The sequence below is a fragment of the Blautia sp. DFI.3.45 genome (assembly GCF_020593505.1).
Classification (GTDB): Bacteria; Bacillota; Clostridia; order Lachnospirales; family Lachnospiraceae; genus Blautia_A; species Blautia_A wexlerae.
In genome coordinates this window covers 1-24,724 of record NZ_JAJDMI010000016.1, presented here as the reverse complement: position 1 = coordinate 24,724, position 24,724 = coordinate 1, and the positions used below count along the sequence as shown (strand labels likewise).

The window sequence follows — 24,724 nt, the reverse complement described above, 5'->3', positions numbered from 1 at the left end:
CTGGTATAAAAACGCAGGCGTAGCGGGCTACGCTGAGGCTTTTAGACCTGTGCAATCGGATTCGCAGACAAGTGAGTGGTATAGTTATTTCGAAAACGATGTACTAGAATTGAGGAGTGGGTTATGGATCGCTTAGCACTTATTTTTGATAAACCAGCAGAAGCCTGGAATGAAGCGCTGCCCCTTGGAAATGGAACCATGGGAGCAATGTCCTATGGAAGATTTCAAAATGAAAGAATAGAATTGAATCTGGATTCGCTTTGGTCTGGAAATGGAAGAAACAAGGAAAATCCAAACAAAAATGTCGACTGGGATCTTTTTAGAAAACACATTTTTGCAGGGGATTACCAGGGAGCAGAGAATTATTGCAAAGAAAATGTGTTAGGAGACTGGACAGAAAGCTATCTGCCTGCAGGAACGCTTTCCATTAATGTGAAAGAACCCATTCAAAATGGAAACAGCTTTTATAGAAGAGAACTGTGCCTGACGAATGCAACTGAAAAAATAGAATTCTGCCAGGATGATTTGATTTATCAAAGAGAATTTTTTGTGAGTATGTCAGAACCAGTGATGGCAATTCATTATCATACTTCTCCAAATTGCAATCTTGAAATGTCAATAACACTGGAAAGTGAAATAAAGCACAAATCTGCTTTTTTTGCAGAAAATGGAATTATATTAGAAGGGCAGGCACCCATTTATGTTGCACCACCTTATTATTCCTGCGAAGTTCCTGTCGTTTATGAAGAGGGGCAGGGAATCCGTTTTGCAATTGGATTATATGTACAAACGAACGGTGGAAATGTATATCAGCAAGCGGATAAGCTTTTTATAAATACTCCAAATGATGTGTATATTTACGTGTCCGGAGTAACTGATTTTAAACAAAAAGAACTCTTTTTTTCAAAAAGAAACTGTATGATGGAAAACATCCAGCACATTCAATATGAAAAGCAAAAAAAGGCGCATATGGATGTATACGCAAATTATTTTGATAGGATGCATCTTGACATTAATTATACACCCGATAATGAACTTGCATTAAAAATGTTTCATTATGCCCGCTATCTGATGATCTGTTCATCTGTACCCGGTTCACAATGTACAAATCTTCAGGGAATCTGGAATCACCATATGCGTGCTCCCTGGAGCAGTAATTATACTGTAAATATTAATACGGAAATGAATTACTGGATGGCAGAAAAAGCAAATTTAAGTGACTGTCATATGCCTTTGCTTGAACTTATAGAACGTACCTCAAAAAAAGGTGAAAAAACAGCTCAGGATGTTTATCATCTGGCTGGCTGGGTAAGCCACCATAATCTGGATATTTGGGGACACTCAAGCCCGGTTGGACAATTTGGACAGGACGAAAATCCCTGTACATATTCCATGTGGCCGATGAGTTCTGGATGGTTATGCTGTCATTTATGGGAACATTACTGCTATACATTGGATGAAGCTTTTTTAAAAAAGAAGGCATTTCCGATTATACAAGGGGCCGTAGAATTTTACCTGGGCTATCTGGTACCTTATAAGGGATATTATGTAACTGCTCCCTCTACTTCACCTGAAAATACATTCCTTGCACCAGACATGACGACGCATAGTGTTACGTTTGCGTCAACAATGGATATCAGCATATTGAGAGAACTGTTTGGATTATATTTAAAAGCATGTGAAATTCTGGGAGTAGAAGATTTTACAAATGCAGTCAAAAATGTGCTTCAGAAACTTCCTCCCTATAAAATTGGGAAAGAAGGGCAGCTTCAGGAATGGTTTTATGATTACCCGGAAGCAGATATCAATCACAGACATATTTCTCACCTGTTTGGATTATATCCTGGGAACCAGATTCATAAAGAGAATGAACCTCTTATAGAAGCCTGCAGAACTTCTTTGGAAAGGCGTGGGGATAAGGGAACCGGCTGGTGTATGGCGTGGAAAGCCTGCCTGTGGGCAAAACTTGGAGATGGAAATCATGCCCTGACTTTATTAAAAAATCAGCTTCGCTTAACAAGAGAAGAAGCATGCAGTCTGGTAGGTGGAGGGATATATCCGAATATGCTTTGTGCCCATCCTCCGTTTCAGATTGATGGTAATTTTGGATTTGCTGCTGCTGTGCTGGAAATGCTGGTTCAGTATGAAGAGCAGAAAATTGTTTTTCTTCCGGCATTACCAGATGAATGGAAAGATGGGATGGCAGAAGGCGTGAAAGCACCTGGTAATATCACACTTAATTTCAAGTGGAAAGAAAAACGGGTTACGGAAATAAATCTGAAATCTCCAATTGATGCGAAACTGGTAATCTTATATAATGGTATGGAAGAAGAAATCGTCCTGAATGCTGGAAGCAGTTATCAGAAGACGCTGATATAAAGAATATATTATGATATATGAAAGGCAGGATATCTTGTGATTATAAGACATCCTGCTGTTTTATATCAGATTACCTGCTTATAGATGAAATCGTTTCCCATATTCAGAAGGTGAAATTCCCATACACTTTTTGAATAATCGACTAAAATAAAGTTGATCGTCAATTCCTACCATAACGGAGATCTCCTTCAGGGAAAAGGTATTCTCCTTTATCAGTGTAGCAGCTTTTCTTATCCGCAGATTGTTTAAGTAGCTGGTAATACTTGTTCCTACTTCGGACTTGAAAACACGGCATAAATAGCTAGTGCTGAGATTGACATTTGCCGAAATGGAGGATAATGTGAGACGGTGCATGTAATTATTTTCTATGTATGTAAGGGTTTTGGCAACATCATTTTTATAATGCCCCTCACTATGAAGAAAGTCCTGATATGTGGTCCTGGCCTCTTCATAATTTTTCAGATTTTCTTTATATGGCATATCTGGTGCAAAGGATTGGTACATGGTAAAACGGTTATACAGCTTTTTTATCAGCTGTTCCACTTTTACTTGACTGCACATTAATTCTTTTTGGGAAAATACTACGAGCGCATTATGGGCACTAAGAACAAGAATGTATGGCTGTAGCACTCCCTGAACAGCATCCAGTATCATATCTCGCAGCAGATTAGCTGATATAGAAAATGCATCATTTGATAAAAATTTTTCAAACGTTACATAGCATACAGCACAGGAATGTTTCATAAATCCAAATTTTTCTGCTCCATATCTTTCAATGAACGAATCGAGAGACTCTTCTCCCTGAAAAAAGGAGAGAAGATGATCGGTTATGGGTTCAGTGATGTCTGTTTTCAGAATGGAATCTTTTCGGTCAGCTGTATTTTGCATTTTTTTTGTGGTTTTGTTCAGACAGGCAAGGAGTGTATCTGGTTGAATTTTGATTTTTAACAGATAGTCCGCAGCACCTAAAAGCAATGCACTTCTTACTGAATCGAAGTCTTCGTAGTTGCTTAGTACCAGTATTTCTCCGGGATATTCTTTTTCCTTCAGAAAACGAATTAGTTCCAGTCCGTCCATTTCAGGCATTTTCAGGTCAGTGATAATGATATCCGGATGATGTTTTTCAATCAGTGGAACAGCCTCAAGACCATTTGATGCTGTTCCACAAATGAAAAAACCATGCTCTTCCCAGGGAAGAATGGAGCGAAGCGCAATTTTTACGATTGGTTCATCGTCAATAATTAATATACTGTACATAAAAGTCCTTTCTGTGGGCAAAAGTGGTTGTGATTTTTAGTTGTTATAATCTTTTGACAGTTCTTGTACATATAGTAAGGGAAGAGTCAGCGTACATGTAGTTCCTTCTCCAGGGTGACTATTGACCTTAAGTCCATATTCCTTTCCAAAATTCAGCTGTATTCGGTCATTTACATTGGTAATTCCAATCTTTTTCCGGTTTGTATGAGGTTCCAGCGCTGCAGGTGTCACTTCAAATCCTTTTCCATTGTCACAGAGTTCTATGATAAGATGATTGTTTTCTTCCCAACAGGTGATTAGAATTTCCATAACGGAGCCGTCATCAGAAGAACCATGCATAACAGAATTTTCTGCAAGGGGCTGCAGGATTAGTTTAGGAACAAGGCAGGAGAGCAGTTCTTCCTCTTCTACGTCAAAAGAGTACTCAAAGCTTCCGGCATACCGGATTCTTAAAATCGCGAAGTAGTTTTCCAGGTTCTCAAGCTCTTCCTGAATGGTTATATACTCGTTTTTATTAGTCAGTGTATTTTGCAAAAGACTGCTGAGGGCCTGGATTCCATCACTTACAATCTGGTCTTTATGCATGGCGGCTACAAAGCGCAGACTGTTTAAAGTGTTGAAAAGAAAATGAGGATTTAACTGATATTGAAGCATCTGTAGCTCCAATTCTCTTTTTTTCTTTTCCTGGCTTTTCTGTTGTTTCATCAGGCTCTCAATGGTATCTGCCATATGATTCATGCTTCCGGAAAGATCGGAAAGTTCGTCTTTGTGGTCATCCTGGATCCGTACGGAAAGATTTCCCTTTGATAATTCCCTGCAAAAATCCAGCATGCTTCTGATGGGGGAGGTAATTCCAGGATACACCATAGCTACAATTCCAATGCAGAGTAGAACAAGGAAGAATGCCACAGCCAGGATTTTCCAAAACATAGTGTTAACTTCAGAATTAATATAATGATATGGCATGGTATATACAAACAGCTGGTTCAGGTTTTTATTGAAAATATAAGTAACCAGCTGTTCTTCGCCATCTTTGTAAATGCTGAAAAAATCTGTTCTGTTTGGAAGTCTTGCTTGAATATTTTTCAGCAGCTTTTTTTCGGTTTTTTGCCCCAGTTGAATACTACGATCCCAGGAAGAAAGGATTGTTCCATCCATATTCAGATACATAATATTGGAAGAGTCAGCCAGACCTACTGGTTCCAGTACTGTTTTGGAAAAAATTTTTTCATCAATGGAAATCAGGGTATAACCAATTACACGACTCTGACTGTATTGTTCATAAATTCTTCTTCCAAGAATCAGGATGTCCCGGTTACGGTAAGTATGTGCGTATGCCCATACATCCTGATTTTCTTCTTCAAGACGACTCAGGATCCTGCTTACATCATCCGAATATAACCCATCATATCCCAAATCATAAAAAATATTCCCATCTGTATCATATACTGTAATGTTTTTTGCCTGTGCAGGATAGATGATTTTACTTCGAATCATATGTTGGATTTCATTGATGGCTTGATTCTTTTCCGTATCTGTCATACCCTTTTTCAGAAGACCGTCCTTGATTTCCTGACTGATGCAGATGGAGCCGCAGAGATACTGATACTTTTCAATCTCACTTACCATATTCAGATTGATCATGGATAAAGTCTGTGAGATGGAAGTGGAAAGTTTTTCCCGAAGCGCTTCTGAAAAAATATGAAACGAATAGAAGCTGATTCCTGTTAATGGTACAATAGAGATCAGGAAAAGCGCTATGATCAGCCTGGTTCTAATACTGAATTTTCGAAATCCCTGATATCGTTGTCTTTTTTCCATGCCGCTGTCCCTCATTTCTAAAAAATAATTCGTACATGGTCCGGTAAAGATGGAAAAAATCGTTCTGATTTTCATGACTGTATCGGATTGTGACAGATTTATTATACAGGAAAAAAACAAGATAATCCATTTAAAATACAAATAGAAAAAGATTGTACATATATGTCGCAAGAAAATCCATATTATATAAAAATAACAGAAAAATGTTCCATATAAAGAATTGTTTTGTGAATTTACCACAAGAAGATTTTTCATTATACTAATATCATCAGGCAAACATAATAAAAGCCAACAAGAAGGAGGAAACAACCTATGAAGAAAAGATTTGCAGCTTCTGCTATGATCCTTGCTATGAGCGCAGCAACAGTACTTTCCCCGCTTACTGCATTTGCAGAGGCAGAAGAACAGGAATTGAACATTGCCATTTTCCAGGGTGGATATGGGGATGCTTACTGGAATCAGATGGTGGAGCTTTTTGAAGAAAGCCATGAGGGCGTGAAAGTAAACATGACTATCAGCCCTACAATTGGAGATATCATCCGTCCACAGATTGTAGCTGGAAATGCACCTGATTTTATCTGTCTTAACGATGGTGGTGAGGATGGTGTAATCCTTTCCCTGATCAAAGATCATGCACTTCTCAACCTGGATGATGTTTTTGACGGAGAAAATTATGCTGGAACCGGTACCCTTCGCGATGATATTACAGATGGGATCCTTTCCAGTACAAAGTGCGCACCATACGGAGATGATGAGATCTATCTGGCACCATTCAACAGTGGTCCGCAGGGTCTGATTTACAACAAAACATTCTTTGATGAGAATAATCTGGAAGTGCCGAAGACCTGGGATGAGTTCTTTGCACTTGGTGATAAGGTAAAAGATATTGACGGACGTGCACTTTTCACATATCAGGGAATTTATCCGGGATACATGGAAGAAATGCTCTGGCCGGCAATTGCAAATGAGTGCGGCGAAGAAGCGCTTACTAAGATTGCCAATTACGAAGAAGGTTCCTTTAATAATGAGGGTGTGTTAAAGGCTTTAAGTCATATTAAAGAGATTGCAGATAAAGGCTATCTGTTAGAGGGCACTGTTGGTATGAACCATACAGAGTCTCAGACAGAGATGATGCTTGGAAAAGCTGCATTTATCACAAACGGAACCTGGATGGAAAATGAGATGCAGGATGCGCCAAGAGAAGATGGATTTGAATTTGCAATGGCTCCGATCCCGACCGAGAACGCAGACGATGTGCACTATGTATTTGACAGCTGCGAGCAGTTTTCCATTCCGGCAGCTGCCAAGAATCCAGAACTTGCAAAAGAATTTCTTCGTTTCCTGTATAGTGATGAATCTGTATCTGCTTTTGCAGAAGCTTCCGGTGCCCTCTATGCTACCAAGAGTGCCCGTGAAGTAGCAAAAGATAAGCTGTCTACTGCAATCTACAACATGTACGGAATCTACGAAGAGGCAAATGCCTCCTCCCTGATTATGAGCTTCGCAGCAGTTCCGGCTGATTGCAAGGTTAACCCGAAAGATGAGATATTTAATCCGATTACATCTGTTATGAATGATGAAATGACAGTGGAAGAGTGGGCACAGAATGTGGAAGATGCTTTTGCACAGGTTCGTGCTGATATGGAAGCTGCCAACTAAACTTCATATACCAGCCGGATAAAAACGGTAAAGCATGGAAAGGCTGCTACACAGTGTATGCTATGCAGCAGCCTTTTGTAACCCTGAACAGATATATCGCCAATCGGTGATGTCATCCACATTTATTAAATACTTTAAATTTAAAGAGGTGAACAAGCGTGGTAAAGAAGCCCAGATTATTTATAGCCCTGTGTACGCTTCCTGCATTGATTTTAACCATTGTTTTTATGATTGTGCCTATGGTAAATGCCATTTATCTGTCTTTTACCAGTTCCACTGCACTTAGCGTAGGCTTTAACAGCAAATTTGTATTTTTGGATAATTACAAGTATATGTTCCAGGATAAGGATTTTCTTCAGGCACTGTTTAATACTCTTAAGCTGATGCTGGTAATCCCGGCTGTGACCATATTTCTAAGTCTTGTATTTGCATTTATCCTTACTCAGGGACAGCTCAAGGAAAAGTCATTTTACCGGACCATATTCTTTTTCCCAAGTATTGTTTCCATGACTGTAGTTGGTATTGTGTGGTCTTTTGTGTTTAATCCCACAAGAGGAATTCTGAATCATATGCTGGATCTGTTCCATCTCTCCACTTGGAAACACGCATGGCTTGGAGAGGGAAAAACGGCTCTCTGGTGTATCGGTGCAGCCCTGGTGTGGCAGGCTATTGGTTATTATATGGTTATGCATGTGGCTTCCATTGACGGGATTTCCCAGGAGGTTTATGAAGCTGCTTCCATTGACGGTGCAACAGGAGTGCAGAAGTTCTTTAGGATTACCATTCCTCTGCTTCGCAGATCCATTGGAACGACCTATATACTTTCCCTGTCTGGTACTATCAATTTAAGTTTTACTCTGTCCAACGTTATGACAGGCGGTGGACCAAACGGTGCTTCCAGTGTGCTTTTACAGTATATGTATACGCAGGGTATGCGAAACGCTAATTTTGGATATGCCATGGCAATCGCCATGTTTACCCTGATTCTTGCAATTGTGCTTGCAATGATTTCTAAAAAAGTATCATCTGAAAAAGAATAGGAGGGAGACTGATGAAAACTGTAAGAACCTGGTGTATCAGAATCCTGATGATTCTGTTTACCGTTATCTTTTTGTACCCGCTTTTCTGGAACCTGATGTCTGCGTTTAAGACAAATGCAGAATATTTGACAGATCCCTATGCATTGCCCACAGCTTTGAATTTGGATAATTTTGTGGCAGCATGGCAGAAAGCAAATATCGCCGCTTATTTTGGAAATTCCATATTTGTGACTGTGTTTTCCACTGTATTGCTATTGCTTCTGGTTATTCCCATTTCTTATGTACTGGCAAGATATCGTTTTGCGGGCAGCAAACTGATCTCTGCCATTTATATGGCATGTATTTTTCTGCAGGCTACCTACATTATGATTCCTTTGTTTCTGGAATTACAGGCTGTGAATGGATTAAATAACCTGCCGGTACTATGCCTTGTTTATGCAGTTATGCAGTTTCCTTTTTGTATCTTTACTTTACAGGGCTTTATGTCTGCAGTACCCAGAGATTACGAGGAATCTGCAAGAATTGACGGTGCTACTAATATCCAACTGCTATCAAGAGTTATGGTGCCTCTTGCAAAACCCGGAATTGCGACCATTACGATGTTAAGTGCCATGGGCTTCTGGAATGAATATCCATTGGCACTTGTTCTTCTCACGGAAGATGCAAAGAAAACTCTTCCCATCGGAATGGCAAACTTGTTTGAAGTGCAGAAATATGCCACGGACTGGGGTGCACTGTTTGCAGGACTTGTAATTATTATGATTCCAACAATCATTATTTATCTGATTGGACAAAGATATCTGCTTCAGGGAATTGGTGCAGGCGGGTTAAAAGGGTAAAATGAAAGGGGAAATAAAATGCCAACTGATCAGGAATTAATAAAAATAGTTCCCTCCAGCCGCCAGCTTGCCTATCAGGCAACAGAGTTTTATGCGTTCTTTCATTTTGGAATGAATACATATACCAATCGTGAGTGGGGAGATGGAACAGAAACACCACAAATTTTTAATCCTACAGAGTTTATTGCAGACCAGTGGGTGTCTGCAGCACAAAATGCAGGTATGAAAGGGGTAATCCTTACCTGTAAACACCATGATGGTTTCTGCCTGTGGCCGACCAGATATACCAGCCATAGCGTTGTATCCAGTCCATGGAAAAATGGAAGGGGAGATGTGGTCTGGGAAGTGTCTGAAGCATGCCGTCGTTATGGGATGAAATTTGGAATTTATCTTTCACCATGGGATCGCAACAAGCCTTGTTACGGAAGCGGAAAAGAATATGATGATTACTATCTGGCACAGCTGACTGAGCTTCTCACCGGTTATGGAGATATTTTTAGTGTCTGGCTAGATGGTGCCTGCGGAGAAGGACCAAATGGAAAAAAACAGATATATGACTGGAAACGCTATTATGAATGTGTCAGAAAATATCAGCCAGACGCATGTATCTGTGTGTGTGGGCCGGATATCAGGTGGTGCGGAAATGAAGCTGGCGATGTAAGAAAATCTGAGTGGAGTGTTGTTCCTGCACGTACAGCACTTGCAGAGAGTGTACAGGAAAGAAGCCAGCAGACCGATGATAAGGAATTTAGAATGCGCCGGATCACCAGCGACATGGAAGATCTTGGAAGCAGAAGAGCGCTTGAAGGTGAAACGAATCTGATCTGGTATCCGGCAGAAGTAAATACTTCTATAAGACCTGGATGGTTTTATCATCCAGAAGAAGATGATCAGGTGAAAAGTCTGGAGGAGCTGATCTATATCTATATTGGGGCTGTTGGAGGAAATGCAACCTTTTTGTTAAATATTCCACCTATGCCAAACGGGCTTCTTCATGAAAATGATGTTAAACGTCTGGAAGAATTTGGAAGTTGGAAAAAGAAATCTTTTACTCATAATTTAATGAGTACAGCACATATTTTTTCAGAAAATGAAGATCCGACGCATCCGGTTTCTGATTTGACAGATGATACTTCAGAAACCTGGTTTCAGCCTGAAAGCAGCGAACTGCCAGTAGAAATAACCATTTGTCTGGACGGTTCATACAACTTAGGGTATCTGGTATTAAAAGAGGCTGTCTGCTATAGTCAGAGAGTGGAAAAATTTGAGATATTTGTTAAAGAGGGGGAAATATGGAACAGTATTTACACAGGAACGGTAATTGGTTATAAGAAGATCATTTCTGTTAAGGGGCAAAAAGCCCAGAAAATGAAAATTGTTTTACATGATTTCCGTGTACTTCCGCTGCTCTCATTTGTTGGAATTTATCCTGAAAGTCTTTAATAGGGAAAGCATTCTTTCTCATAATATCTTAAGGTAGAAACAAGAAGATATTATTAGAAAACCATTGAACCTGCTTGAAAGAGAGAACATTCAAAGCAAAATTGCCAATTGGTTTGGAATAGATTTTTCCAAACTGTAGATTGTTTTTATAAGTAATCTTGGAACTAATGCAGGAGTCATGGTGCAAATGGACAATGTTCGCAGAAAGCACTTGTCTTTTAGAAAGGCTCGTATTAAAATGCTTGTCAGTGATCAGGTTGCAGAAACTTGCGATGCCTGCGACCGGACGGAGGACCTAAGGGTCCTCCATTTTTCTATATACGCAGATTTTTATAGCGATAGAAAAAGCATTAAAACCGATAAAACCATTTTTGAACTATGAAGAATAGATTAGAAATCTCATTGCGCGAAAAGGGATGATTATTGTTGACCGTGAGTTCACTGCGTCTAAATTAAAAGATATCAGTTATTTTGCCCTGATAGATGGGTACAAAAATCTGTTTTACAATCCCATGAGTTAGAAACGATTTTTGACCATAACACAGTTAAAATTAATCAAAAAATCAATCGCAAATTTTTACGATTGCATTGACAGTGATTCTCCTTATCTATATATTATTGCAGTAGGAAAAACTTATCAAGTACTCGGAAATAACTAACTTGGTAATAAAATTTTTACTGGAGGCTATCAGAAATGACAGAAAGAGAAAAAATGGTAAGTGGAGAGTTATATGATCCAACGGATAAAGAATTGGAACAATTTTTAATTTCACCTGCTTGGATGTATGTGAAGTACATATAGGAGATAATGTGATGATTGGTCCAAATGTCACATTGGCAACTCCCATGCACCCATTTTTACCTGAAGAACGTAATAGCAGAAAAAGAGAAGATGGAAGCTTTTATAATTTTGAATATGCGAAACCAATTACTATAAAAGATAATTGCTGGCTAGCATCCAATGTGGTTGTTTGTGGCGGTGTTACCATAGGAGAGGGATTATAGGAGGAAGAGAAGATGGAGAAAAAGAAGAGAAAATATTCAAGGACAGATCGTCTGATCCTTGGAATTGGATTCACGATTCTTGGACTGTTTGTGCTTTCTATTGCGATTCCAATTATATATGTAGTGCTTGCATCTTTTATGGATCCTACTGTTTTGAATAATCAGGGACTGAGCTCTGATATTAAGGACTGGACTTTGGATGCTTATAGAAGAGTACTGGAGAATGAGATGATCTGGCGCGGATTTTTGAATTCTTTTCTGTATTCATTTGCATTTACAGTGATCTCAGTTTTTGTAACATTACTGGCAGCCTTTCCTCTGTCTAAAAAAGAATTTGTGGGAAGAAAATTTTTTAATCTGATTTTTCTGATCACAATGTTTTTTGGGGGAGGAATGATTCCAACATTTATTTTGATCAATCAGCTGCATATGGTAAATACAGTATGGGCGGTTTTGATTCCGGGAGCATTTAACGTTTGGAATATGATTCTTGCAAGAACTTATTATCAGTCAATTCCGGCAGAATTAAGAGAAGCATCTGCAATTGACGGTGCTAATGAAATTCAGCATTTTTTCAAAATTATGATGCCGGTATGTAAACCGATCATTGCAGTACTGGCACTGTGGTCATTTGTCGGAATGTGGAATAGCTACTTTGATGCGATGATTTATCTGAATGATGCAAATCTTCAGCCACTGCAGCTGGTACTGCGTTCAATCCTGGTGCAGAATACTCCACAGCCGGGAATGATTGCAGATATCCAAAGCACAGCAGAGATGGCAAAGGTAGCAGAACAGTTGAAATATGCAACAATTGTAGTATCAAGTTTACCACTTTTAGTGATGTATCCATTTTTCCAGAAATATTTTGATAAAGGAATTATGGTTGGATCGGTAAAAGGCTAAAGAAAGGAATGATACAGATATGAAGAAAAACAGAGTAAGAAGTTTGCTTGCACTTGGACTTTCTTTAACAATGATGGTAAGTATAATGGGGTGTGGAAAACAGCAGAGGCTTGATGCTGAGATTAATCCGGATACACCGGTATCGGATGTACAGTTTCCATTGAAAGAAACAGAGGAGCTTTCTTTTATTACCAGTGCACCGGCCACTTCAACACAGGATCCAAATAAAAGAGTGATTTTCCAGAGAATGGAAGAACAGACAAATGTTCATATTGACTGGACCTGCTTTGTATCAGATCAGTTTTCAGATAAAAAGAATCTGGCGTTGGCTCAGTTTGGAAATCTGCCGGATGGACTGTTTAATGCAGGCATGAGTGATTATGATCTGTTGCGTTATGCAAAGCAGGGAATAATTATTCCGCTGGAAAATCTGATTGACAAATATATGCCAAACCTTCAGGCTGTGTTTGAAAAATACCCGGAATACAGAACCATGTGTACAGCACCGGATGGACATATTTACTCTTTTCCGTGGATTGAACAGCTTGGTTCCGGAAAAGAAGCAATTCAGGCCATTGGAGATATTCCTTATATTAATAAGAAATGGCTTGATTATCTTGGTCTTGAGATTCCAACAACAACAGATGAACTGGAGCAGGTACTGATTCAATTTCGAGATCATGCAGATGATCTGAAACAAGAGTTTTCCATTGAAGGTGATGTAATACCGATGTCATTTATTATCAATAACGGAGATCAGGATCCTTCAATCTTAATAAATGGATTCGGAGATGGTTATGGGGACACAGGAGATCATTTTGCTGTAACAGATGAAGGTAAGGTGATTTATACAACGGTTCAGGAAGGATACAAAGAAGGTATCAAATGGCTGCATAAACTTGTGACAGAGAATCTGATCGATCCGGAAGCATTTACACAGGAATGGTCTACTTATGTTGCAAAAGGAAAGAATCACCGTTATGGACTTTGCTTCACATGGGATATTGCTAATATAGACAACAATACGGATTATGTGATGCTTCCGGCACTGACCGGACCGGATGGAATGAGAAATATCACCAGACAGAACAACAGTGAGACTAGCGGTTTTGACAGAGGAAGATGTGTGCTTACTACCAGCTGCCGTAACACGGCACTTGCTGCCGCATGGATCGATCAGATGTATGCACCCCTTCAGTCTCCGCAAAATAACTGGGGAACCTATGGAGAGAAGGATTCCTTTAATATTTTTGAGCTGTCTGTAAACAAAGATGGCGAAAAAATGTTAAAGCATATGGACTTAGGAGATCAGTCACCGGTGGAAGTACGTGAAGCGCAATCTGTAAATGGTCCTCTCGCTATATTAAATGAATATTATGACGTATATGTAACACAGCCGGAAGATGCGAAATGGCGTCTGGATAATATGCATGAGACATATTTACAGGATATGAACAGCAAATATGTTTATCCTAATGTATTTATGAGTATTGATGATACAAACAAAGTGTCACAGTATGATACAGATATTAAGAAATATGCAGAACAGAAGAAAGCAGATTGGATCCTGAACGGAGGAATTGATGAAGAATGGGATTCTTATCTGAAAAAAATGGAGAAGTACGGGCTTTCCGATTACCTTTCAATCAAGCAAAAATATTTTGACCAGTATCAGGATTCATTAAGCAGTGAAAAATAAGAGAAGATATCATTTTGACAGGAGGAACTATATGAGCGAAATGTTGGAAAAGGCAAGAAAATATGAATTTATACAGGGACAGCAGATCAAAGAGGAAGAAAGACCAGCCTTTCATATAACTCCTTATGTTGGCTGGATGAATGATCCAAATGGATTTTCCTATTATAAAGGAGAGTATCATTTGTTCTACCAGTATAATCCGTATAGCACACATTGGGACAGTATGCACTGGGGACATGTAGTGAGTAAGGATTTATTGCATTGGAACTATGTTCCGACTGCATTGGCACCGGATGAAGATTATGATAAATTCGGCTGTTTTTCAGGAAGTGCCATAGAATTAGAGGATGGCAGACAGTTGCTTATGTATACTTCTGTAAATCAGGAGAAACTGGAAGACGGAACTGTAAGGGATATTCAGACACAGGCAGTGGCAGTTGGAGATGGTAAGGATTATGAAAAGTATGATAAGAATCCGGTTCTGACAGCCAAAGATCTTCCAAAGGGGGCTAGTAAAGTAGACTTTCGTGATCCCAAAATCTGGAAAGGGAACGATGGAAACTTTTATTGTGTTATAGGAAGTCGTCCGGCTGATGGAAGCGGACAGATCCTTCTTTACAGAAGTAAAAATGGCTTTGAATGGGAATTTGTAAGCATTCTGGCAAAGAATCAAAATCGTTATGGAAAAATGTGGGAATGCCCGGATTTCTTTGAATTGGATGGCAAATATGTGCTTCTGACAAGTCCACAGGATATGCTTCCGGAAGGATTAGAATTTCATAATGGAAATGGAACGTTATGTATTATTGGGGAGTTGGATCCTGAGACACATACTTTAAAGGAACAGTTTTGTCAAGGTGTTGATTACGGAATTGACTATTACGCAATGCAGACACTGCTTGCACCGGATGGACGAAGAATTATGATCGCCTGGATGCAGAACTGGGATACGCTTGCATATCGATGCAATGACTCTGGATGGTTCGCACAAATGAGTCTTCCAAGAGAACTGTCTGTTAAAAACGGAAGATTGTATCAGGTTCCGATCAGAGAACTTAATGCCATGCGTGCAAACAAAGTCGAGTATAACAATGTTGTGATAAAAGATACCAGGCTCACACTGGATCAGATTGAAGGACGAACGGTAGATCTGGAACTTGTGATACGACCGGCAGATAAAGACAATCTTTATAAAAAATTTGAACTCTGTTTTGCAGAGAATGAGAAATATCATTCTACATTATGCTTCCGTCCGGATGAATCTGTTTTAAAAATCGATAGAAAATTCTCAGGAAGCGAACGGGCGCTGGTTCATCAGAGCAGTTGTCTGGTAAACGGTGACAGCAATGAACTAAAACTGCGTGTGATTTTGGATAAGTTTAGTGTGGAAGTATTTATTAATGACGGCGAGCAGGTTATGTCTGCGGTTATTCTTACAAAGCAGGAAGCAAAGGGGATTTCTTTCCTTGCTGATGGTGCAGTTAAGCTTGATATAGTGAAATATGATTTATTATAATAAAGAGTTATAAATTGGGACATAATGCAGCATTTATTGGTAAGGTTGGTAATGATTTTTTTGGAGATCAGTTGAGAGCAGCCATAAAAGAAGCAGGAATTGATGACATTGGATTATGTACAGATGAAAAAATTCATACTACGCTTGCTATGGTACATACATATCCGGATGGAGATAGGGATTTTTCCTTCTATCGTAATCCGGGAGCAGACATGATGCTGAATAAAACTGAGATTTCCGAGGATATTCTCAAGGAAACAGAAATGCAAATAAGTAAAAAACTTTAAATTTGTAATTCTTGCCAAATAGCAAGGAAATCGCAAGACTTTGGTCATGTGAATTTCCTTGCTTTTTTTTCTCAAAGTGTCAGGTAAGGCCCTTGTTTATGGAAGAAATCAGCTCTGCCAGTTGTTTCCTTTTGGTGCGTGTATCACCGTTGATCATCAACTTGGAATAAATCTGGTTGACATATTGTTTCACAGTGCCTTCAGAGAGAAATAACCTCTCTGCGATTTCGCGGTTGCTCAGACGGTCGGTGATCAAAGCTGCGATTTCTGCTTCTCTGCTGTTCAGCATATTTAGGATCTCAGGTCTGGAATTACGGCTGGACAGGCGGAGGCAGTGTTGTTCATAAACAGAACCAAGGGAAAGGATCCGGTCTGTGAAAGGCTCTGGTGTTATGGAATTAATACTGCCTAGCACATCCTTGATATAGTTATAATTTTCTACAAACGGAATCAGAAAGCCATCCGGCATGGCGTGTCCTAAGGCTTTCTGCAGAAGCTGTCGTGCATCATGATGTTTGCCCAGCATTGCGTAAGCAGCAGCGGTCTGGATCTGAACGTGGAGAGACACAAGTTCATAGTGCATTTTCTCACAGAAGGGCAGAAGCGTTTCGCTTCTGCCTATAACTTTTGCGTACATTTTCTGTGAAAGAAAGACCTGATTCTCGATCATTTCCATCATAGGTCTGCAGGGAGAGAGAAAGCTGACAGTGGATAACATGTGGTCTTTAAATAATGCGGGAATCTTTTCCGGCATTCTAATTAATGCATAGTAGTAAGCATAAGTACTGTCAAAAATATTCAGCCACATCATATTGTGGAGAGACAGAAGCTCCTTACGCTTTACTTCAGGGTTCTTCACAAAGGTGACACCCTCCTGAAAAAGGGAAAGCCTTGCAGCAAGGAAATCACAGCAGAGCGAAATATTGTGTTGTCCGTTTGAGGCAATGGTGGAATAAGTCTGCTCCAGCAGAATCTGTGCATCTGAAAAATTCCCCTGCATAAATGCTGCCTCTGCATTCATGAGCAATTCCGCACCCTGTCCATGTCCCTGGGTAATCCTGTAATAGTGGGGCATACATTCATTCATAGCTGTCAGTTCTGCATCCAGGGTTCCGGATCTGCGGTGAAACATCATCAGAACAGAAGGAGAACCGAAGGTCCAGCTTCCTGTTTTGCGGATACTGATGGCAGGTCTGGTCATTTTGGAACTGGCCTGACGGTGCAGAACGCTCATACCGGTGATATCGTTATACATCAGAAAACTCATAATAAGATCACATTCTCCGGAGAGATTCTTTCTCTCATCTTCGGACAAAGTGTTATCTTCAGCTATGGTATCTGTCAGAAGCTGCTTCAGTTCCAGCATTTTGGGAATCTGATGCCAGGTAAACATACGGCGCATTAATACGAGAAGGGCCAGAGGCCTGTTCTTCAGGATTTCTGTTGGACAGACATCAAGAAATGCGAGAACCTTTTCCGGCGAAAGAGAAGCCAGGAGGATTCCTGCATCCTTTTGGATAACAGCAAGTGCTGCATCATAGTTAAGAGCCTTGTTATAGGCAGCAAGTGCCTGCAGGAACTGTCCCCGGGATTCATACCATTGTCCGTAACGATTCCGGAAATCTGTCTGTTTTTCATGGGAAAGCATGGCAAAGGCACGCTGTGTACATTCCTTCATCATATGGTGAAAACGGAAGCTGACTCCATCGGGCAAAGGAGTGATAAAAGCATTCTGTCTGGTCATAAGGGAAAGAATCTGTCCGGCTTCCGGATTCCCTGTAATAAAAAGAGCCATCTCAACGGTAAATTCATCTGCAAGTCCCATAACAGTGAGAAATTCCTGCTGCGCATCAGAAAGAGGTGCGATCATGGCAGAGGAAAACATATCATAGATATTAGAAGTATGGTCAGGAAAATGTCCGCTTTCAAAAAAGGTACAGAGATTCAGATAGACTGCAGAGAACCACCCCTCACTGGAATAGAGAAGCGTATTCAGCTGATCTTCGTTCAGACTGGCACCGCAGCGATGGGTATAGACAGAAAGCTCCCGGCGATTTAGACACAGATCCCTGGTATGGATCTGATATAACTTTTTGCCAAGACGGAGAATTTCTTTTCCGGACAGAAAAGCATTTCTGCCGGATACGATCAGGTGGATATTTTCAGGCAGTTTGTTGGCAAGCATACAAAAAAAATCTGCAACATGAGGTTTATCCAGCAGATGAAAATCATCAATAAAAATGTAGTAAGAGGTCTGACTGCTCAGGGAATAACAAAGCTCATCAGCAAGCATCCCGGCACTGGCAGCATCTGAGGGGCAAACATAATTATCCAGAAAATCAAGCCCTGCAAAGGCAAATGCCTTCTGAACGCTCTGCCAGAAAACAGACAGATTATCAGAATAAATACTGATCCGGATCACACAGGAATGTCCGTTTTTGATCTGTTTGTCCAGATACCAGTTGATAGCAGTTGTTTTTCCATATCCCATGGGAGCAGTCACAGCAGTGAATGCAGATTGTGAAATCGGTTTCAGATTCTCCTGCAGACGCTCAGAGATGTAAATTGTATTCAGATTATATTTCTTTTTAGACATCTGTAAAACCCCTCACTTGATACGATATGTTTCATTTTAACATATAAAGTATCAAAATGAAACTTTTTCCCAGGTGGTTTTTCAGGCAACATCTGCCGTCGCATTTGCTATACGGGGGCACTTTTTGGTGCCGAAAAGTGCATTATCAAATGAGAGAAAATCAGTTATAATTACAGGTAACAGAAACCTGACCGGACTGTGAAATGACATTGCGTTCAGGAGTATGCGGAAACAGCGGATGCACATATCCACCAGATCAGGATCAGAAGGAGGGATTTCAATGAAGAAAAGGATATTATCAGGAATACTTGCACTTACAATGTGCTTCTCCATGACACCATCCATAGCATGGGGCAGTGGAATGACGGAATTCTCGGATGGGGCATCCGGGGAGTCAGAAAAGAAAGAAGAATTTACAGACGAGCCGGAGATAGAGGAGGAGAAAGAACAGCCGGTAGCTGCTGCAGGAGTGCCGGAGGTGGAAAATGGGTTCACTGACGGAACACTGGATGCAGCACAGGACACTTCTGCTACAACGAAACATACAGTGACCATTGATACCAGTCCCAGTTATAAAATAGGTACGGATACAATTTATGATGTGATAAATAATCATGATGGGACATTGACTGTGGGGGAAGATCCGGAGATTATAGCATCTTCGGGCAAGTTAAACAAAAAATATAGTATCAAATATAGGAGCGAAAAACGTATCAGTGATTATGCGCAAAATGTAAAGAATCCAGAATCAAACGATGAAAGATATTATGGGATTAAGAGTTTAACTTCCATTCCTGTGGAAAAGAAAATTAATATTACGAATATTTGTACTTTATTTTGTGTAGTTACCCTCGTCGGCATTGGAGGGGATAAGTTGGCTAATTATCAGGGGGTAGAAAACCCAATAAGAGTTAATTATGATTTACAGGGTGGATCAGGCGGCCCAACCACAGATTGGGTATGGAATGCTGATGGATTATGGAAAAATGACCATGATACTAAGCCAACTAAAGCAGGCTATAAATTTGCTGGATGGTATACTCAAGCAAATGGAAAAGGAAGCAAGATAGAGGGAGTTTCGCAGGCTGTTAATGCGGCGGTTGCAGGTTCCAATAACTATAAAGAAATAACATTATATGCAAAGTGGGTTCATAAGCATGCCTGGAACTATAGTTTAAGTGGCGATACTCTTAAGGCATATTGCTCAAACACAACGTCACAATGTGATTATTATGGAACAGGTTCTGACAATGCAAAGGCAACAGTTTCACTTAAGCTTAATGGATTTGATAACAATAACTGTGCTGAATATGGCAATTCTTATTCTGTAACATGTGCTAATAGTCTTCCGTCAGAAATAGGGGCAACAATAGGATCAATCATATATGCAGGCCGTGACGGGACCACTTTTTCGGAAAGTGAAACACTTCCCACCTCTCCAGGAAAATATAAAGCGAAAGTAAATATTACACTGCCTGGAGAGCAGTACTCAGGAGAGATATCTACTGATTTTGAAATTAAAAAGGCACCGGTTACCCTAACGGTTTTCCTGGATGATTTCACATATGGAGAGCAGCCAGCTATACAGATATGGGCAGCACCATCTGACAGTAAGGTAGTTTATCAATACAAAGTTAAGGATGAGGATGACAGTACTTATGCTGGTATAACGGAAGAAGGCCTGAAAAAACTTTCTGCCGGAGAATATACCTTAAAGGCAGTGGTGGAAGAAACAGCGAATTATGAGGGAGATTCTGATACCTGTATTTTTAAGGTTAAAAAAGCAAGTACTACGAATTCCGATTCCAAAGTCAGCATCAGTGGTTGGACATATGGTGGATATAATGGAGTAGAAAATACACCGTCAATAGATTCGAGCCTGAACCCGGAAAATCAGACAGTCCAGTACACTTACTATACAGATGGGGCATGTAGCACACAGACTTCAACTAAAAACGGAGCAGAAACAGAAGGCGGGGTACCAAAGAATGCAGGCACCTATTATGTAAAAGCCCAGATACCGGAATCTGCCAATTATAATGCCGGAACAGCAACCGGTACATTTGAAATAAAACCACTCCCGGCGCAGCTTGACTGGAGCAGTTCAGACCTGACTTACAATGGAAAGGATCAGACAGTCACTGCAAAAGTGACCAATGCCCTGCCCGGTGATACCTTTACACTGACATATGAAACTAACGAAACTTACACAAACACCGGAAAGAATGCCCGGAAGTATACGGCAAAGGTTACAGCTCTCGGAAATACCAATTACAGCCTCAGCGAAGAAGAGAGTGTATATTCATGGGAAATAAAAAAAGCAAGTACTACAAATTCTGCTTCCAAAGTCAGCATCAATGGATGGACATATGGTGGATATAATGGAGCAAAAAATACACCGTCAATAGATCCAAGCCTGAACCCGGAAAATCAGACAGTCCAGTACACTTACTATACAGATGGGGCATGTAGCACACAGACTTCAACTGAAAACGGAGCAGAAACAGAAGGTGGGGTACCAAAGAACGCAGGCACCTATTATGTAAAAGCCCAGATACCGGAATCTGCCAATTATAATGCTGGAACAGCAACCGGTACATTTGAAATAAAACCACTCCCGGTGAAGCTTGACTGGAGCAGTTCAGACCTGACTTACAATGGAAAGGACCAGACAGTCACTGCAAAAGTGACCAATGCCCTGCCCGGTGATACCTTTACACTGACATATGAAACTAACGAAACTTACACAAACACCGGAAAGAATGCCCGGAAGTATACGGCAAAGGTTACAGCTCTCGGAAATACCAATTACAGCTTCATCCAAGAAGAGAGCATCCATCCATGGGTTATCAATCCAAAAGCAGTAACAGTGAAACCGGATGATTTATACAAGCATATCGGCGGGGAGGAACCTCAGCTTACTTATACCACAGACGGTATCGTTGAAGGTGAAACACTATCTGGGATCACATTGCAGAGAGAATCAGGTGAGGATGCCAGAAAATATACAATCACAGCCACAGAAACAGAAGGTGAAAATCCGAATTATACTGTCACACAAAAGACAGGCACCTTTACAATTGAGGACCATAAATGGCCAAAAGACGGAAAGATATTAAGTCCTGCAACTTCATGGTCAGAAGGAATGAAGGAGCGAACCTGTACAGTACCGGGCTGTGGTCAGAAAAGATATGATGCCATCCCGAAACAGGATGGAAAACCGGCGGATCCCTATGCAGATAAAATAGATAAATATATCCAGATATTTGGCTCAGAAATCACAGCTGCAGCTCTGGACAATGAAGAAACAATCCTTTTTGGACTTTTCCCGGAAAGTGATAAAACCAGAATTGATAATGGATCAAGAGCTAAAGTATGGCTTGAAATCAATCATGTTAATAATCTTGATCCTGACTGGCAGAATTTAATCAACACGGAAATAGAAAAGACAGTGGGAAAAAATGCAGACCGGATTTTATTCGACATAGATTTATACAGACAGCTTGCGGGTGAGAACAGGGTACTTATTACAGATCCGGGTATCAATATGAATATCAGGATTAAAATCCCGGATAAAATGATTAATAATCAGCCTTATACCATCCGGGAGTACAAGATTCTCAGACTGCATGAGGACAGTGCAACGAATCAGGCAACTGTTGATATATTAGATTCTGTCTTTAACAGCAGTACTAACGAGCTTACCTTTAAGTCAGATAAATTCTCCATTTATGTACTGACTTACAAAGACACCTACTATTCCCCAAGCTACCCGGTAACAGGCATTAAGGTATCTCCGGATACTCTTACCTTAACAAAGAAAGATGAAACCGCCCAGCTTACTGCAGAGGTGACACCGTCTTATGCAGACAATAAGCGTGTAACCTGGCAATCCAGCGATGAGAAAGTAGCAACTGTAGATGAAAACGGCAAGGTAACAGCAGTTGGAAACGGAACTGCCGCCATTAACGCAACATCTGTAAGCGGCAGTTACACAGCGACAGTTTCCGTAACAGTAAAAATCCCTATGGAAATCCAGAAGCTTACCATAGAAGCAGAGAAAGAAACCCTGACAAAGATTGGTGAATCCACAGAACTGAAAGTAAAGATCGAGCCTGAAAATGCAGATTTACAGAAACTGATCTGGAAATCCCATAACGAAAAAGTTGCCATTACAGATGAAAACGGCAAGGTAACAGCAGTTGGAAATGGAACTGCAGAGATTACAGTTACAACAGAGGATGGAAAAATTACAGCTTCCATTATGATCACAGTGAAAGTCCCGGATGAACCCACGATCAATAAGACCACAGGCTTCAGAAGGTTAAGAGCCCGTTCTGTAAAACAGACAAAAACTTCTGTGACATTGCAGTGGAACATCATTAAGGATGCAGATGGATATTTCGTATACGGCAACCGTTGTAATACAGGTACAAAGTCTTACAAGTACAGGAAGCTTGCCACCATCACCGGTGGAGATATCAGCACATGGACCCAGAAGGACTTGAAAAAAGGTACTTACTACAAATATGTGGTAAAAGCCTACAGACTGGTAAATGGCAAAAAGGTAGTGACAGACACATCCATATCTGTACATGTAGTCACCGGAGGCGGTAAATACGGAAATGCAAAAGCTGTTTCTGTAACCCAGATTGGAAACAAAAAGAATGTTTCAAAGATCACCCTGAAAATGGGAAAAACCGCACAGATAAAAGCAAAAGAAGTAAAGAAAGATAAGAAGATCGAACGCCACAGAAAACTCTGCTACGAAAGCAGCAATACAAAAGTAGCCACCGTTACCCCGGATGGCCTTATCAGAGCAACAGGCAAAGGAACCTGCACAATATGGGTATATGCACAGAATGGTGTATACAAAGCTCTGAAAATCACTGTAAAATAATCCTGATGGAGTTTTAACTGTGAAATGAAAAAAATACCGGATTGAGCCAAACAGGCCTGATCCGGTATTTCTTATGTGTCGAGAATTTATAAGTGTTATAGAAAAAACAGGAAAAAGGTGGTAATATAAAAAAATACAGAGAGAAAGGACATGGCAGAGGGGATATATGACGGAAAATACAGTATTACCACTGATAAATACAGCATTTGAGCCAGGAAATGCAAGAAAAGCAGCAGAGAATTTTGCAGACAGGGATTTCCGGGAGATCGCTATTGCAGAATTTTATTATTTCACAGGGCAGGCGCAGAAATGCAGTGATCTGGTGGAGATTTATATTATGAGTTCCCGGCTGGAACTGAAGCTGTCTGCATGTATGCTCTATGTGTACTCTAATCTTACACTGGGAAATGCGAAGGCATCCGGACGTGGCCTTGAGATCATCCGGGAATGTCTGAGAAAAGAGATGGAAGCTCCCACTTCTGAGAGAAATACAGCATACTGTGTATTTGCAGGATATATGGGAACAGTTCTTTTACATCTCTCTACAGAGGAACTGCCGGATATGAAGAAATATATGAGCAGTCTGCCTCAGGGACTGAGAATTTTTGCTGCCAATGTAATTTCCCATGACCTTTATCTGAAAGGTGAATACAGCAGAGCGCTGGGAATCTGTGATGCGGCACTGTTTTCCTGTAAAGAAATTTATCCTGTTGGGATGATATATCTTTACTGTGTGACTGCTATGTGTGAAATCAGTCTGAAGCATCAGGCGGAGGCAGAAAAAGCCATACTCACTGCATGGAAACTGGCAGTGAAGGATGAGCTTATCGAGCCGTTTATCGAACTCCACGGACTTCTCCAGGGACTTCTGGAGTCCTGCATCCGCAAAGAAAATCCGGAGATGTACAGAAAAATATCGGATGCAGTTATTACCTTCAGCCGTGGATGGATGGCGGTTCACAATCCTGCATCAGACAACCCTGTGACAGACGCTCTGACTACCATGGAATTTTCCATCGCCATGCTGGCCTGCCGGGATTGGAGCAACCGGGAGATCGCAGAACACATGGGGGTATCCTTAAACACAGTGAAGCATTATCTTACAGATATCTTTAATAAGCTTCATGTAAAAAAGAGAGATGAATTAAAGAATTTCGTATTAAAATGATCGGGAAATCCAGGAAGATACGGTATTTGCTCTGCGTAACCATCCGCTGATGCCGCAGGATATGAAAATACATAGTAATAATGCCCAAAAACAGAAGATACATTTTTAGTAAAAAACGCTTTTGAATAACTGCGCGTCGCATTCTCGTTACTTTAGCCTGCAAATAAAAAGTCAATACTAAAATTGAAGAAAGTTAAAAAACTTTACAG

At 40.4% G+C, this 24,724-nt stretch carries 15 protein-coding genes and 2 pseudogenes; 14 read left to right on the top strand and 3 right to left on the bottom strand.

Annotated elements, in window-relative coordinates; all coding sequences use genetic code 11:
* The first annotated feature begins 123 nt into the window (after positions 1–123).
* Positions 124–2,379: a glycoside hydrolase family 95 protein gene (locus LJE09_RS07670; RefSeq protein ID WP_055058442.1), complete on the top strand. Its 2,256-nt coding sequence runs from the start codon at positions 124–126 to the stop codon at positions 2,377–2,379.
* A 78-nt stretch (positions 2,380–2,457) separates the two neighbouring features.
* Here the strand turns inward: LJE09_RS07670 and LJE09_RS07665 are convergent, their stop codons facing one another.
* Together LJE09_RS07665 and LJE09_RS07660 are read right to left on the bottom strand one after the other, a co-directional pair.
* Positions 2,458–3,636: a response regulator transcription factor gene (locus tag LJE09_RS07665; RefSeq protein ID WP_008706712.1), complete on the bottom strand. Its 1,179-nt coding sequence runs from the start codon at positions 3,634–3,636 to the stop codon at positions 2,458–2,460.
* A 36-nt stretch (positions 3,637–3,672) separates the two neighbouring features.
* Positions 3,673–5,457: a cache domain-containing sensor histidine kinase gene (locus LJE09_RS07660; RefSeq protein WP_008706711.1), complete on the bottom strand. Its 1,785-nt coding sequence runs from the start codon at positions 5,455–5,457 to the stop codon at positions 3,673–3,675.
* A gap of 312 nt (positions 5,458–5,769) precedes the next feature.
* Here LJE09_RS07660 and LJE09_RS07655 point away from each other — a divergent pair, with 312 nt between their 5' ends.
* The 11 genes and pseudogenes from LJE09_RS07655 to LJE09_RS07615 all read left to right on the top strand — a co-directional run.
* Positions 5,770–7,116, top strand: a complete 1,347-nt coding sequence (locus LJE09_RS07655) for a carbohydrate ABC transporter substrate-binding protein (protein ID WP_022380661.1) — start codon at positions 5,770–5,772, stop codon at positions 7,114–7,116.
* A gap of 158 nt (positions 7,117–7,274) precedes the next feature.
* Positions 7,275–8,156, top strand: a complete 882-nt coding sequence (locus tag LJE09_RS07650) for a carbohydrate ABC transporter permease (protein ID WP_055058441.1) — start codon at positions 7,275–7,277, stop codon at positions 8,154–8,156.
* A gap of 11 nt (positions 8,157–8,167) precedes the next feature.
* Positions 8,168–8,995 (top strand): carbohydrate ABC transporter permease, encoded by an 828-nt coding sequence (locus LJE09_RS07645; RefSeq protein WP_022380663.1) that lies wholly within the window; start codon positions 8,168–8,170, stop codon positions 8,993–8,995.
* An 18-nt stretch (positions 8,996–9,013) separates the two neighbouring features.
* On the top strand, positions 9,014–10,438 hold the full coding sequence (locus LJE09_RS07640) for an alpha-L-fucosidase (protein WP_055150792.1): 1,425 nt from the start codon (positions 9,014–9,016) through the stop codon (positions 10,436–10,438).
* A 37-nt stretch (positions 10,439–10,475) separates the two neighbouring features.
* Positions 10,476–10,574, top strand: a pseudogene (locus tag LJE09_RS18745) (LysR family transcriptional regulator); the annotation flags it as partial.
* A gap of 558 nt (positions 10,575–11,132) precedes the next feature.
* On the top strand, positions 11,133–11,240 hold the full coding sequence (locus LJE09_RS18400; RefSeq protein WP_020993554.1) for a maltose acetyltransferase domain-containing protein: 108 nt from the start codon (positions 11,133–11,135) through the stop codon (positions 11,238–11,240).
* A gap of 11 nt (positions 11,241–11,251) precedes the next feature.
* Complete coding sequence (locus tag LJE09_RS07635; protein WP_255601791.1) at positions 11,252–11,443, top strand: hypothetical protein; 192 nt, start codon at positions 11,252–11,254, stop codon at positions 11,441–11,443.
* A 12-nt stretch (positions 11,444–11,455) separates the two neighbouring features.
* Positions 11,456–12,349, top strand: coding sequence for a carbohydrate ABC transporter permease (locus LJE09_RS07630; protein ID WP_008706703.1), 894 nt, complete (start codon positions 11,456–11,458; stop codon positions 12,347–12,349).
* A 19-nt stretch (positions 12,350–12,368) separates the two neighbouring features.
* Entirely contained in the window at positions 12,369–14,048 is a 1,680-nt protein-coding gene (locus tag LJE09_RS07625) for an ABC transporter substrate-binding protein (RefSeq protein WP_022380669.1), read from the top strand.
* Between the two features lie 31 nt (positions 14,049–14,079).
* The gene (locus LJE09_RS07620) at positions 14,080–15,564 is read left to right on the top strand and encodes a glycoside hydrolase family 32 protein (RefSeq protein WP_118617219.1); all 1,485 of its coding nucleotides are present in this window, start codon (positions 14,080–14,082) and stop codon (positions 15,562–15,564) included.
* Positions 15,565–15,575: 11 nt separating this feature from the next.
* Positions 15,576–15,830 (top strand): annotated as a pseudogene (locus LJE09_RS07615) (PfkB family carbohydrate kinase); the annotation flags it as partial.
* A 100-nt stretch (positions 15,831–15,930) separates the two neighbouring features.
* Here the strand turns inward: LJE09_RS07615 and LJE09_RS07610 are convergent.
* Positions 15,931–18,447: a LuxR C-terminal-related transcriptional regulator gene (locus tag LJE09_RS07610; RefSeq protein WP_227311113.1), complete on the bottom strand. Its 2,517-nt coding sequence runs from the start codon at positions 18,445–18,447 to the stop codon at positions 15,931–15,933.
* Positions 18,448–18,727: 280 nt separating this feature from the next.
* Here LJE09_RS07610 and LJE09_RS07605 point away from each other — a divergent pair, with 280 nt between their 5' ends.
* Positions 18,728–23,347 (top strand): Ig-like domain-containing protein, encoded by a 4,620-nt coding sequence (locus LJE09_RS07605; RefSeq protein WP_227311112.1) that lies wholly within the window; start codon positions 18,728–18,730, stop codon positions 23,345–23,347.
* Positions 23,348–23,513: 166 nt separating this feature from the next.
* A complete protein-coding gene (locus LJE09_RS07600) occupies positions 23,514–24,515 on the top strand; it encodes a helix-turn-helix transcriptional regulator (protein ID WP_173697474.1) in 1,002 nt (333 codons plus the stop codon).
* Positions 24,516–24,724: the final 209 nt, after the last annotated feature.

Coding starts and splice junctions, on each gene's coding strand:
- LJE09_RS07670 (WP_055058442.1), top strand. CDS start 124: ATGGATCGCTTAGCACTTATTTTTGATAAACCAGCAGAAGCCTGGAAT.
- LJE09_RS07665 (WP_008706712.1), bottom strand. CDS start 3,636: ATGTACAGTATATTAATTATTGACGATGAACCAATCGTAAAAATTGCG.
- LJE09_RS07660 (WP_008706711.1), bottom strand. CDS start 5,457: ATGGAAAAAAGACAACGATATCAGGGATTTCGAAAATTCAGTATTAGA.
- LJE09_RS07655 (WP_022380661.1), top strand. CDS start 5,770: ATGAAGAAAAGATTTGCAGCTTCTGCTATGATCCTTGCTATGAGCGCA.
- LJE09_RS07645 (WP_022380663.1), top strand. CDS start 8,168: ATGAAAACTGTAAGAACCTGGTGTATCAGAATCCTGATGATTCTGTTT.
- LJE09_RS07640 (WP_055150792.1), top strand. CDS start 9,014: ATGCCAACTGATCAGGAATTAATAAAAATAGTTCCCTCCAGCCGCCAG.
- LJE09_RS18400 (WP_020993554.1), top strand. CDS start 11,133: ATGACAGAAAGAGAAAAAATGGTAAGTGGAGAGTTATATGATCCAACG.
- LJE09_RS07635 (WP_255601791.1), top strand. CDS start 11,252: ATGATTGGTCCAAATGTCACATTGGCAACTCCCATGCACCCATTTTTA.
- LJE09_RS07630 (WP_008706703.1), top strand. CDS start 11,456: ATGGAGAAAAAGAAGAGAAAATATTCAAGGACAGATCGTCTGATCCTT.
- LJE09_RS07625 (WP_022380669.1), top strand. CDS start 12,369: ATGAAGAAAAACAGAGTAAGAAGTTTGCTTGCACTTGGACTTTCTTTA.
- LJE09_RS07620 (WP_118617219.1), top strand. CDS start 14,080: ATGAGCGAAATGTTGGAAAAGGCAAGAAAATATGAATTTATACAGGGA.
- LJE09_RS07610 (WP_227311113.1), bottom strand. CDS start 18,447: ATGTCTAAAAAGAAATATAATCTGAATACAATTTACATCTCTGAGCGT.
- LJE09_RS07605 (WP_227311112.1), top strand. CDS start 18,728: ATGAAGAAAAGGATATTATCAGGAATACTTGCACTTACAATGTGCTTC.
- LJE09_RS07600 (WP_173697474.1), top strand. CDS start 23,514: ATGACGGAAAATACAGTATTACCACTGATAAATACAGCATTTGAGCCA.